The organism is Phenylobacterium sp. J426 (assembly GCF_024699945.1).
Lineage (GTDB): Bacteria > Pseudomonadota > Alphaproteobacteria > Caulobacterales > Caulobacteraceae > Phenylobacterium.
The window spans coordinates 3,928,382-3,939,937 of sequence record NZ_JAJOMY010000001.1 but is presented as its reverse complement, the minus strand read 5'-3'; the positions used below and the strand labels follow the sequence as shown (position 1 = coordinate 3,939,937).

The following is an 11,556-nucleotide window of genomic DNA, read 5'->3' as shown; positions in this document are numbered from 1 at the left end:
ACCGCATCGAGACCCCCCATCGGCGTGGCGATGGTGGTCACCGATGAGGCCGGCGTGCTCCGCGCGTTCAACTGGACCGACTACGAGGATCGCATGCGGGCCTGGATCGCCCGCCGCTATCCGAAGGCCGCCCTGAGGGAGGGGCGCAGCCCCGCGCGCTTCGCGCTCGAGCGGTACTTCGCGGGCGACGTCGCAGCGCTCGCCGAGGTGCCTTGGCACGGCGCGGGAACCGACTTCCAGCGCAAGGTCTGGGCGGCGCTTTGCGACATCCCGGCGGGCGAGACCTGGACCTATGCCAGGCTCGCCCAGGCGATCGGCAGGCCCACCGCGGTGCGAGCGGTCGGGCTCGCCAACGGCTCCAACCCGGTCGCGGTGGTGGTGCCCTGCCATCGGGTGATCGGGTCCGACGGTTCGCTGACCGGCTACGGCGGCGGCCTGCCACGGAAGACCTGGCTGCTGTCGCACGAGGGCGCGACGTTCAGGGCCGCCTGACCGCGCGGCAACATTGCGGAAATTTAAGGAACCGGCCCCCGTGCGGCGCAGCTTCCACTCACGTATAACACCGCTCGGCGGAGTCGCGCTGGGATCGGGAGAGGGCCGATGGCGACATTGACGGAAGTTGTGGCCGCGGTGGTCGTGCATTCGTCCGCCGTCGCCTTCTCGCATTTCGGCGTGACCCTCGACGCCCCGATCGTCGAGCGGCCCGCGGCCCCGGTGGAGCAGCGCGTCGTCGCCCGTTCGCCCCGCAAGAGCCAGAAGATCTCCGACAAGGCGGTCGCCGACTGTCCCGACCAGCGCAAGCCGATGGTCGTCCGGGCCTGAGGCCCTTTCGTTCCGCGACAATCCGACCCGCTGACCCGGCGATTCGCGGCGGCTGTTTGCGTCCGCCCGCCAGCCGAGTAATCCTTCCCCGGCTTAGTGGGGAAGGGGACGGCCGCGCATGAAGTTTCCGAAGCGGCGACAACCGGTGGATTTTGGCGCCCAGCCCGGGCTCGAGACAGCGCCCCTGTCCGAGGCCATGTCCGAGGTCGAGCCTTCGGGCGGCGCGTTCGCTGCGCCCAAGTCCGAGCCCTGGGCCGAGACCCAGCCCCAGCCCCAGCCCCAGCCCCAGCCCCAGCCTGCGCCGCCTCTCCAGCCGCCGCCAGGGGCCTCGGCGGTCGCCACCCACGGGGCCCGCACGCCCGCGCCGCGCCCGGAGTTCCAGCCGGAGCCCGGGTATCAGCCCTCGGTCATGGATGAGCTGACGCCGCCGTCGGGCTGGCCGATCTGGGTGGCCGCCGTCGCGGTGTCCGTGCTTTGGGCGCTCGCGCCCATCGCCTTTGCGGTGGGCTATCGCGGCGGGGTGGCGCCGCTGCAGAATGACGGTTTTGCGCTCGCGGTGTTCGCCCTGCTGGCCATCGGTCCCGCCGCGTTCGTTTGGGCCGCGGCCTTCATGATCCGCCAGGGGCAGAAGCTCGCCTTCGAAGCGCGCCGCGCCAAGGCGATGGCCGAGGACATGCTGAGCCCAGCCGTGGTCGCCGCCGCCCGCGCCGGGCACGTGGCGCAGTCCGTTCGGGACGAGATCGCCCGCGCCGGCGCCGCGGCCGAGGATGCGCGCGAGACCCTGCTGGCGCTGCGCGACGCGCTCGCGCTGGAGACCGAGCAACTGGCGGGGGCGACGGCCCAGTCGGTCCGCACCGCCCACGACCTGGCGGGCACGCTGGGCCGCGAACGCACCGAGATGGGCGAACTGGCCCGCACGCTGGACGGCCAGGCCACCCGGGTGGCGGACGCCATCACCCAGCAGGCCAAGATGGTCGCCGATGCGGCTGGCCTGGCCGAGACGCAGATCCGCGAAGCCGAGACCGCCCTGGCCGCCCGCGCCGCCGACCTGGCCGCCGCCGCGGGCGAGGCCAGCGACGCGGCGCGAACCGCCGGCGAGGACCTGACCCGGCATATCGCCCGCCTGGAGACGGCCGGCGTGGGCGTCGCCGAGCAGGCCCGGGCCGTCGAGTCCGGTCTTTCCGAACAGCGCGCCGCCCTGATCACCCTGGCCGCCGCACTGCGGGCCGACCACGAGGGCTTCTCGAGCGAGGCCGAGGCTCATGCCGCGCGGCTGTCGGAATTCATCGGCCAGGCCCGACTGTCGGCCGCGGAAATGAGCGACCGGGCGACCAAGGGCGGCGAGGCGCTGCGCCAGCTGATGGCCGACGCGGCCCTCCAGTTCCGCGACCTGGCCGAGACCGCCAAGGCCGAACGCGAGGAGTTCGGCCAGTCGACGCTGCACGCGCTCGAGGCGGTCTCCGCCGCCGCCGCGGACCAACGCGCGAAGCTGGAGGCTCAGACGCGCGCCGCGATCGACGCGCTGGCCGCCGCCGCCGAGGAGACCCGCGAGGCCGCCGCCCGCCATGCCACGACCGCGCGCGAGCAGGTGGATCAGCTTTCCGAAGCCGCGTTCACCGCCGGCCAGAAGGCCAACCAGGTCTTCGAAGCCCGTCTCGAGGAAGCTCGCGCGCTCGTCGAACAATCGTCGAAGATGGTCGAAGAGGCCGGCGCCGCCACGGCGCGGAAGCTGGAGGAGGGCGCTGTCGCCGCTCGCGCCACGCTGGACGAGCTGGCCGCCATGCTCGGCGAACTGGAGCAGCGCGCTTCTCGCCTTCCGGCGGCCGCTCGTGGCCAGGCCGAACAGGTCAAGGCCGCCGTGGCTCACGGGATGGACGAACTGATGGAGCAGGCCCGCCGCACGGCGGAAGAGGCGCAGGCCATCGACGCCGCGTTCCAGGACCGCGTGCGCCGGAACTTCGAGATGCTGTCCGAAGCCGTGCGCCTGATGGGCACGGTCGCCTCGGCGCCCGCTCCGCTGACCGCGGCCGCTCCGTCCCCGATCAAGCCGGCCCCGCGGCGCGCCCCGCCGCCACCGTTGGCCGAGCCGCCCGCACCGGTTGAGCCGGGGCCGATCGCGGCGATGGTCGAAGGCGACGAGCCGCTGGAACTTGATGCGCCTGTGCAGGTGGAGGCGCCGCCCGCGACGCCCGAAGCCGCCGCGCCGGGCGGCGTGCTGGCCCAGCAGCTCGGCCTTCGCGCCCGGTTGAAGCTGACGCCGACGGCCACGGACCGTGAGTTCCAGGCGGTGTTCGCCGCGGCTGGCGGCCCCGCGCCGGACGCCGTGGCCGCCGCGGGCGCCTCGGACGACGAGGAGGACGACGAGGCGCCGCCCGAGGGGGAAACCTGGACCTGGAAGGACCTGCTGGCGTCGCTGGACGGCTCCGAAGGCGAGGGGGAACGCCTGGAGACTGCGCTTTCGGCCGAGCTTGCGCGGATGGGGGTCGACCCCGCCAAGCTGCTGCCCAAGGGCCGCATCGAGGAGATCGCCGCCGCGGTGCAGACGGGCGACGAGGACGGCGCGCGGCAGGTGGTGAAAAAGCTTGCGCCGGCCGCGACCCGCCGCATCGCGCGACGGCTGTTCACGGACGAGGCGGTCAAGCGGCAGACGGAGATCTATCTGCGCCGCTACAAGACCCTCATCGACGACGCCGTGGTTCGCGATCCTCAGGGCTTCCTGATGGCCGAGCTGCTCGCGGGCGAGCCCGGACGGCTCTACCTGCTGCTCGACGCCGCCGCTGGCGGGATGCTCTAGGGGCCTTGGGAACCTGGGCCGGGGCGGCCGGTTAGTCGGACATGGAGGAGAACCGCGCCCACACCGCCTGGCGCCGCGCCGAGCGGATCCGAGTGCTCTCGGACCGGATGCTCGGCATAGGCCCCTTCGGCATCGGCATCGATGGTGTCCTCGCCTGGGTGCCGGTGGCCGGGACCGCCTACTCCGTCGGCGCCGGAGCCCTGTTGTTCTCCGAGGCGATCCAGGCCGGCGCGTCGCGGGCGACGCTGGTCAAGATGGCGTTGTACCTGGGCGTCGATACGGCGAGCTCCAGCGTACCGCTCGCAGGCTGGGCCGTGGACACCCTGTTCCCGGGCCATGCCATGGCCGCGAAGGCGCTGCAGAAGGACATCGAGCGTCGCCACGGACGGCCTGTGAACCTCGACGACGAGGCGCTTCGGGCGAGTCGCGCTCGCCCGGTCGGCCCGCGGGCCGTCCGCTGAGGCCAAGCCCGGACTTGCCGAACCCCTGGGGACCCGGCATGCGTGGAGGCCGCGTGGGGAGTCGTGGGCCTTGGTGCAGCCTTATCCGATCCTGCTGTCCGTCGTCGTGCCGCTCCGAAACGCGGCCGGTCGCGTGCGCGCGCTCATCGAACCTCTCGTCGTCGAGCTTTCGGCGCACGTAGAGGATTTCGAGGTCGTGGTCGTCGACAACGGCTCCGACGACGGCTCCGCCCGGGAATACGCCGACCTGGTGGGCGAGGGCGGCCTGCCCAACCTGCAGATCTACCGGCTGATCCGCGAGGTCGACTTCGAGATCGCCGTCTGGGCTGGCGTCGAGAACGCCCTGGGGGATTATGTCCTCGTGCTCGATCCTCTGAATGAAGATCTCAGCTTCCTGCCCCAAGCTCTTGAGAAGATTTCGGAAGGCGTCGATCTCGTCACGATCCGAAACACCACGCCCAAGCCCATGTCCGGCCCGGAACGGCTGCTCGACCGCCTGTTCCGTGGCGCCTACCGCAAGCTCGTCGGGGTCGATCTGGCCACAGAAGGCGCAAGCTGCCGGATCATCAGCAAGCGCGTGGTCAGCTTCCTGATGGAACAGCCGAAGCCGGCGCTCCGCTATCGCGCGCTGCCGGCGCTGGCCGGCTTCCCCAAGGCGAGCCTGGACTATCCGGGGCCGCGTGCGGCGAAGGACCAGGCGGGGCTACGGACCAAGGCCAGGCGGGGCCTGAACCTGCTGTTCGCCCAGACCATGCTTCCGCTCCGCCTCGCGTCAGCCCTGGCGATCACGGGGGCCACCCTGAATCTCATCTACTCGGGCTACGTGATCCTGATCCGGCTCTTCAAGGCCGACGTCATGCCGGGTTGGACGACGCTGTCGCTGCAACAGTCGGGCATGTTCTTCCTGCTGTCGCTCGTGGTCTTCATCCTCGTGGAATACGTCGCCCAGATGCTGGTCTGGACGCTGGAGGGGCCGTCCTACTACCTGGCGGGAGAGCACACGAGCACGGTGATGACCCGCCGGAGCCGGCTGAACGTCGAGGCTGACCGGAAGCCGGCGCTGAAGCGGGCCAGATGACGCGCGCCATCGTCGTGGGCGGCGGCTTCTACGGCGCCGCGATCGCAACCTACCTGAAGACGGTGCGCGGTCTGGCGGAGGTGCGCCTGTTCGAATCCGGTCCGCGCCTGCTGGGCGGGGCCTCCTTCATCAATCAAGCGCGGGTGCACGCGGGCTACCACTACCTGCGCAGCTTCACGACGGCCTATCGCAGCCGGGTGAACTATCCGCGCTTCCTGACGGCGTATCGCGAGGCGATCGTCGGCTTTCAGGCCATCTACGCCCTCGCCGCGCGCAACTCGAAGGTGACCCCGCGGCAGACAGAGCGGTTCTGCGCCGACATCGGAGCGGGGCTCACGCCGGCCCCGCCCGAGATCGCCCGGCTGTTCGATCCCCGCACCGTCGCACGCGCCTATCTTGCCGAGGAGGCCGCCTTCGACGCCGAGCGGCTCGCGGCGCTCTGCGAGCGCCAGCTGGTCGGCGCGGGCGTGGACCTGCGCCTCAACGCCGAGGTCACGGCCGCCACCGCGGATGAGGCCGGCGTCGCTGTGACGGTTCGTGGCGAGGCGCATCGATCGGACCTGCTGTTCAACTGCGCCTACAGCCGTCTCCAGGCCTTCGCCCCGGGTCCGCCGCTGGCGCTGAAGCACGAGCTGACCGAACTGGCGCTGATCCGCCCGCCCGCCGCCCTGGCCGGCCTGGGCGTGACCGTGATGGACGGAGCGTTCTTCTCCTGCATGCCGTTTCCGCCGCGCGGGCTGCATTCCCTGAGCCACGTCCGCTATACGCCTCACATGAGCTGGACGGAGAGCGGTCAGCGCGACCCGCGCGCGGTGCTGGACGCCTATGAGAAGCAGACCCGCGTCGACCGGATGCTGCGCGACGCGGCGCGCTATGTGCCGGTGATGGCCGAGGCCGAGCCCGAAGACTCGCTGTTCACCGTCAAGACGGTGCTGGCGCGCAACGAGGGCGATGACGGACGGCCCATTCTGCTTGAGCGTCGAGGCGCCGGTGGGCGGCTCGTCAGCGTGCTGGGCGGCAAGATCGACAACGTCTTCGACGTGCTCGAACGTCTCGATCGCGAGGCGCTGCCATGACCGATGTCCTGGTCGGCTGGAGCGGATTCGTGGGCCAGAGCCTGCTGCGGCAGCGGCCGTTCGACCGGCGGTTCCGCTCGACGGACATCGCCGAGGCTCGCGGCCTGGAGGCGGAGCTCCTCGTCTGCGCCGGCGCGCCGGCTCAGAAGTGGGTCGCCGATCGCGAACCCGAGGCCGATCGGGCGCGATTGCAGGGGCTGGCGGAGCATCTGGACCACGTCCAGGCGCGACGCGTCGTGCTGATCAGCACGGTGGATGTCTTCGCCGACAGTCGCGGGGCCGACGAGGACAGCGACCCCGACGCCCAGGCCCCCGGCGCCTACGGCGCCAATCGGCGCTGGCTGGAGCGCTGGGTGCTGGGGCGGTTTCCGGGCGCGCTGATCGTGCGGCTGCCGGGCCTCGTGGGCCCCGGCCTCCGGAAGAACGCGATCTTCGACCTGCGCAATGACAACAACCTCTCGGCCATCGATGCGCGCGGCGTCTACCAGTTCTACCCGATGGTGAACCTGTGGGCGGACTTGCGGACGGCGCTTGAGGCCGAGCTGACGGTGCTGCACCTGACGGCCGAACCGGTGTCCGTGGCCGAGGTCGCCGAGGCCGGCTTCGGGCGGCCGTTCGACAATCGCGTGGAAGGCCGCACGCCCCCGGCCTATGACCTGCAAAGCCGGCACGCGGCCCTGTTCGGCGGCGCAGGGGCCTACCAATATTCGAGGCGCGACAGCCTGCTGGCCATTCGCGCCTACGCCCAGTCCGAGCCCCCGGCGCAGCCGCCAAACGCGACGACGGGCGCCTGATGCGCCTCTCGGTCTCCAACATCGCGTGGGATATCGCCGACGAGCCTGCGGCGGCCGAGCTGCTGGCCGCGGCGGGCGTCGCCTGCGTCGACGTCGCCCCCGGCAAATACTTTGCCGATCCTGCGGCGGCGAGCGGCGCCGAGGTCCAGGCTGTCCGCCGGTGGTGGGCGGACCGCGGGTTCCAGATCGTCGGCCTGCAGGGCCTGCTGTTCGGGACCACCGGCCTGAATCTCTTCTCGGACGACGGGACGATGCTGGCGCGTCTCGCCGCCCAGTGCCGTGTCGGCCAAGGGCTGGGCGCGCGGGCGCTGGTGTTCGGTTCGCCGAAGCAGCGAGATCGCGGGGCCCTGGCGGACACAGAGGTCCGGCGGACCGCCGTGGACTTCTTCCGCCGGCTCGGCGACGCCGCAGCGCGGCACGACGTGGTCGTCTGCGTCGAGGCCAACCCGACCATGTACGGCTGCAACTTCATGGTCCGGACCGCCGAGGCTGCGGCCATGGTGCGCGCGGTGGATCACCCGGCCATCCGGCTGCAGCTGGACGTCGGCACGATGGCTGCGGAGGATGAGGACGTAGAGGCGACCGTCGCGGCTCATGCGCCCCTGTTCGCCCATGCCCACGCCAGCGAGCCCGGGCTGGTCACCCTTGGCGAGGGCGGCGCGCCGCACGTCCGGGCCGGCGGAGTCATTCGCCGGCTCCGGCCGGACCTGACGGTGACCGTGGAGATGGCGACCCAGCCCGACGGCCTCGCGGCTGTCGCGCGGGCCGTGGCCGCCGCCCAAGCCGCCTATGGAGAGGGCGCATGACCTGGCTGCTGATCCTCGTGGGCGTCGTCGCCAACGCCGCCGCCAGCGTGCTGGTCAAGCTGAGCTCGGAGGGACCCCTCGACCTTTCCAACCCCTTGGCGATGGTCGGAAACGGCCGCCTGTGGCTCGCGGCGATCAGCTACGGCGTGGCCTTCCTGGCCTATGCGGCGGCCGTCACCCGGCTGCCCCTCAATGTCGCCCACCCCGTGGCGACCGCCGGCGCCATCGTCCTCGTCGGCGCTTGCTCGGCCCTGATGATCCGCGAGACGTTCACGCCGTTGCACGGGCTGGGCTATGGCCTGCTGCTGGCCGGGATCGTCGTCCTCGCCCTGACCCGGTCGCCGGCATGAGGCCAGCATGAGGTACGTGCCAGACCATGTCGTGGAGCGGTGGACCGGCCGCACCCGCGACCATTGCGTGGTCATCCCGGTGATCAACGAGGGCGAGCGCATCGGACGCCTGCTGGGTCGGATGGACAGTCTCGGGATCGCCGACCTCGCCGACATCCTTATCGTGGACGGCGGTTCGACGGACGGCTCGCTGGCGGGTGAGCGCCTGGAGGCTCATCGTGTCGCCGGCCTGATCCGCAAGACCGGTCCGGGCAAGCTGAGCGCGCAGCTTCTTTGCGCCTACGCCTTCGCGCTGGAGCAGGGCTACCAGGGCGTCGTCACGATCGACGGCAACGACAAGGACGATCCCGACGCGATCCCCGCGTTCCTGGCGGCCCTTCAGGCGGGCTACGATTTCGTCCAGGCCTCGCGATATGTGGCAGGCGGGGTGGCGGAGAACACGCCGGTGGCGCGCGATCTCGCGATCCGCCTCATCCACGCGCCGGCGCTCAGCCTCGCCTCCGGATTCCGGTGGAGCGACACCACCCAGGGCTTCCGCGCCTATAGCCGGCGGCTGCTGGCCGATCCGCGCATGGCGATCTTCAGGCCCGAATTCCGGGACTACGAACTCCTGGCCTACATGAATTACCGCGCGCCGAAGCTGGGCTTCCACTGCGTGGAACTGCCGACGGCGCGGCGCTACCCGAAGGGCGAAAAGGCGCCCACCAAGATCCGGCCGTTCCGCGGGGAGCTGGACCTGCTGAAGACCCTGGCCAAGGTTTGCCTCGGCCGGTTCGACATCCCGGCGGAGGCGGCCCCGTTCGGGTCGCTGGCGGAGGCGCGGGACTGGTACGTGGACTGGCTCCACGACGCTGCTCTGCCGCTGTGGAGCACCGTTGGCGTCGACCCGACCAACGGCGGCTTTCGCGAGGCGCTGACGCAGGAGGGCCGGCCGCATGAGCCGCGGCGACGTTCGCGCAGCATGGCGCGGCAGGTCTATGTCTTCGCTGCGGCCGCGGCGGAGGGCCTCGACGGGCCCTGGTTCGAGCGGGCCGTGGCGGGCTTCGAATTCCTGCTTCAGCACGCGCGCCGGGCGGATGGCCTGTTCGCCTATGCGGTGACGCCTGGCGGCGAAGCGCTGGACGAGACCGGCCACATCTATGAACAGGCCTTCGCCATGCTGGCGGCCTCGGCGCTGCACCGCGCCGAACCGCACAACCCGCGGTGGCTGGCCGAGGGCGAGGCGATGCTCCGGGCGCTGGAGCCGCTGCGGCACCCGCCGGGCGGCCTCCGCGAGTTTGGAGACCGCCCGTTCCAGGCCAATGCCCACATGCATGTCCTGGAAGCGGCGCTGGCGTGGGAAACGGCGGGCGGCGACGCCCGCTGGCGGTCGGTGGCCGACCACATCGCCGAGCTGGCGCTCGACCGGTTCATTGACCCGGCGACAGGCGTGCTGCGGGAGTTCTTCGACGAAGGCTGGAGCGCCGTGGAAGGGGAGGCGGGGCTCGTGGAGCCCGGCCATCAGTTTGAATGGGCCTGGCTGCTGGAGCACTGGGGCCGCCGCCGCGCCAGCGCCCGCGCCCGGACGGCGGCGCGGGCGCTGTACGCCGTGGGCGCGCGCGGACTCGTGGGCGACGTCGCGGTGAACGCGCTATGGGAGGATCTGCGGGTGCGGGACGGCGGCGCGCGGCTATGGCCGCAGACGGAGCGTCTGAAGGCCGCCTTGATGCTCGGCGAGACGGCCGACGCGCTGTCGGCGGCCCGGGGCCTGGCGACGTATCTGCAGACGCCGGTCGCCGGGCTGTGGCGAGACAGGCGGGATGCGGAGGGCGCTTTCGTGGAGGAGCCCGCCCCTGCGACCTCGCTCTACCACGTCCTGGGGGGCCGTTCTGGCCCTGAGGAGCGCCGTCTAGGGCCTCGGTCGCACGTGACGACCACCGCGAAGGCGCCGCTCGACGCGCCGGCTGCGCAGTCGCTCGATCCGAGGCGTTGATCTCGCGGACCACCTTCGTCGACGGCCGCGCGGGCGCGCACGAGCCTGGCGGCTCTTCACGCTCCCGGTGCGAACCATGCTAGGCAGCCTGCGATGGTGCAGAACCCCTTCGCCTCGGCGCCCGCGCGCATCGCCGTGATCGGACTCGGCTATGTCGGCCTCCCGCTGGCCGTGGCCTTCGCGCGTCACCATGAGGTCGTGGCGTTCGACATCGACCAGGACCGGATCGCGGAACTGACGGCAGGCCGCGATCGCACGCTGGAGGTCCAGCCAGAGGCTCTCGCCTCGGCCGAGCGGCTGGCGTTCAGCGCCGATCCCGCGGCCCTCAAAGCCTGCAACGTCTTCATCGTCACGGTGCCGACGCCCATCGACGAGCACAAGCAGCCCGATCTCTCGGCCCTGCGCGCGGCGAGCCATACGGTCGGCGGGGCCATCGGGCGCGGCGGCGTGGTGATCTATGAGTCCACCGTCTATCCCGGGGCGACGGAGGACGATTGCATCCCGATCGTCGAGCAGGTCTCGGGCCTTGCGTTCAACCGCGACTTTTTCGCGGGCTACAGCCCTGAACGCGCCAATCCCGGCGACCCGCACCACCGCCTCGAGAACATCGTCAAGGTCGTGGCGGGCTCGACGCCCGAAGCGGGTGACTTTGTGGAAGCGCTCTATGCCTCGGTGGTGACGGCCGGCGTGCATCGGGCCAGTTCGATCAAGGTGGCCGAGGCGGCCAAGGTGATCGAGAACACCCAGCGTGACCTCAACATCGCCCTGATCAATGAGTTCGCTCTGATTTTCCACCGGCTGGGCGTCGACACCCAGGAGGTGCTCGCAGCCGCGGCCACCAAGTGGAACTTCCTCAATTTCCGGCCGGGTCTGGTCGGCGGCCACTGCATCGGGGTGGATCCCTACTACCTCACCCACAAGGCGGAGGCCCTGGGCTATCACCCCGAGGTGATCCTGGCCGGCCGGCGGATCAACGACGGGATGGGGGGCTATGTCGCGCGCGAGCTGATCAAGGAGATGATCCGCCGGGGCGTGATGGTGAAGGGCGCCCGCGTGCTGGTGATGGGCCTCGCGTTCAAGGAGAACACGCCCGACCTGCGCAACACGCGGGTGATCGACATTGTGCGCGAGCTTGCCGACTATGGTGCGGCGGTGGACGTCTGGGATCCGTGGATCGCGTCGGCGGATGCGCGCCACGAATACGGCCTGGACCTGATCGAGAAACCGCGGGCGGGCGCCTACGATGGCGTCGTTCTGGCCGTGGCGCACCGCCAGTTCGCCGAAATGGGCGCGGATTCGATCCGGGCGCTTGGCAAGGCGGGCGCCGTGCTCTTCGACGTGAAGGCGGCGCTGCCCAGGGCCGCCGCCGACCTCCGACTGTAGATCCAGCGCCCGATATTCGG

General features: G+C 71.3%; 11 protein-coding genes. All 11 read left to right on the top strand.

The features are described 5' to 3' along the window. Positions 1–30: 30 nt before the first annotated feature. The gene (locus LRS10_RS24610) at positions 31–492 is read left to right on the top strand and encodes a methylated-DNA--[protein]-cysteine S-methyltransferase (RefSeq protein ID WP_308237992.1); all 462 of its coding nucleotides are present in this window, start codon (positions 31–33) and stop codon (positions 490–492) included. A gap of 108 nt (positions 493–600) precedes the next feature. After that, on the top strand, positions 601–822 hold the full coding sequence (locus tag LRS10_RS20715) for a hypothetical protein (protein WP_257838899.1): 222 nt from the start codon (positions 601–603) through the stop codon (positions 820–822). 118 nt (positions 823–940) lie between these two features. Continuing rightward, on the top strand, positions 941–3,616 hold the full coding sequence (locus LRS10_RS20710; protein ID WP_257838898.1) for a polar localization protein TipN: 2,676 nt from the start codon (positions 941–943) through the stop codon (positions 3,614–3,616). A gap of 41 nt (positions 3,617–3,657) precedes the next feature. Next, positions 3,658–4,077, top strand: a complete 420-nt coding sequence (locus tag LRS10_RS20705; protein ID WP_257838897.1) for a DUF4112 domain-containing protein — start codon at positions 3,658–3,660, stop codon at positions 4,075–4,077. A 73-nt stretch (positions 4,078–4,150) separates the two neighbouring features. Further along, a complete protein-coding gene (locus tag LRS10_RS20700) occupies positions 4,151–5,155 on the top strand; it encodes a glycosyltransferase (RefSeq protein WP_257839224.1) in 1,005 nt (334 codons plus the stop codon). After that, positions 5,152–6,231, top strand: coding sequence for an FAD-dependent oxidoreductase (locus LRS10_RS20695; RefSeq protein WP_257838896.1), 1,080 nt, complete (start codon positions 5,152–5,154; stop codon positions 6,229–6,231). The genes LRS10_RS20700 and LRS10_RS20695 overlap by 4 nt, the downstream gene beginning before the upstream one ends. Then, positions 6,228–7,025 carry a pyridine nucleotide transhydrogenase gene (locus tag LRS10_RS20690; protein ID WP_257838895.1) on the top strand — a complete coding sequence of 266 codons (798 nt, stop codon included), beginning with the start codon at positions 6,228–6,230 and terminating at the stop codon, positions 7,023–7,025. The genes LRS10_RS20695 and LRS10_RS20690 overlap by 4 nt, the downstream gene beginning before the upstream one ends. Continuing rightward, the gene (locus tag LRS10_RS20685; RefSeq protein ID WP_257838894.1) at positions 7,025–7,831 is read left to right on the top strand and encodes a sugar phosphate isomerase/epimerase; all 807 of its coding nucleotides are present in this window, start codon (positions 7,025–7,027) and stop codon (positions 7,829–7,831) included. Before LRS10_RS20690 ends, LRS10_RS20685 begins: the two co-directional genes overlap by 1 nt. Beyond that, a complete protein-coding gene (locus LRS10_RS20680) occupies positions 7,828–8,181 on the top strand; it encodes a hypothetical protein (protein ID WP_257838893.1) in 354 nt (117 codons plus the stop codon). The genes LRS10_RS20685 and LRS10_RS20680 overlap by 4 nt, the downstream gene beginning before the upstream one ends. Before the next feature lie 7 nt (positions 8,182–8,188). Further along, positions 8,189–10,153 (top strand): AGE family epimerase/isomerase, encoded by a 1,965-nt coding sequence (locus LRS10_RS20675; protein WP_257838892.1) that lies wholly within the window; start codon positions 8,189–8,191, stop codon positions 10,151–10,153. Between the two features lie 93 nt (positions 10,154–10,246). After that, entirely contained in the window at positions 10,247–11,536 is a 1,290-nt protein-coding gene (locus tag LRS10_RS20670; protein ID WP_257838891.1) for a nucleotide sugar dehydrogenase, read from the top strand. Positions 11,537–11,556: the final 20 nt, after the last annotated feature.

Coding starts and splice junctions, on each gene's coding strand:
- LRS10_RS24610 (WP_308237992.1), top strand. CDS start 31: ATGGTGGTCACCGATGAGGCCGGCGTGCTCCGCGCGTTCAACTGGACC.
- LRS10_RS20715 (WP_257838899.1), top strand. CDS start 601: ATGGCGACATTGACGGAAGTTGTGGCCGCGGTGGTCGTGCATTCGTCC.
- LRS10_RS20710 (WP_257838898.1), top strand. CDS start 941: ATGAAGTTTCCGAAGCGGCGACAACCGGTGGATTTTGGCGCCCAGCCC.
- LRS10_RS20705 (WP_257838897.1), top strand. CDS start 3,658: ATGGAGGAGAACCGCGCCCACACCGCCTGGCGCCGCGCCGAGCGGATC.
- LRS10_RS20695 (WP_257838896.1), top strand. CDS start 5,152: ATGACGCGCGCCATCGTCGTGGGCGGCGGCTTCTACGGCGCCGCGATC.
- LRS10_RS20690 (WP_257838895.1), top strand. CDS start 6,228: ATGACCGATGTCCTGGTCGGCTGGAGCGGATTCGTGGGCCAGAGCCTG.
- LRS10_RS20685 (WP_257838894.1), top strand. CDS start 7,025: ATGCGCCTCTCGGTCTCCAACATCGCGTGGGATATCGCCGACGAGCCT.
- LRS10_RS20680 (WP_257838893.1), top strand. CDS start 7,828: ATGACCTGGCTGCTGATCCTCGTGGGCGTCGTCGCCAACGCCGCCGCC.
- LRS10_RS20675 (WP_257838892.1), top strand. CDS start 8,189: ATGAGGTACGTGCCAGACCATGTCGTGGAGCGGTGGACCGGCCGCACC.
- LRS10_RS20670 (WP_257838891.1), top strand. CDS start 10,247: ATGGTGCAGAACCCCTTCGCCTCGGCGCCCGCGCGCATCGCCGTGATC.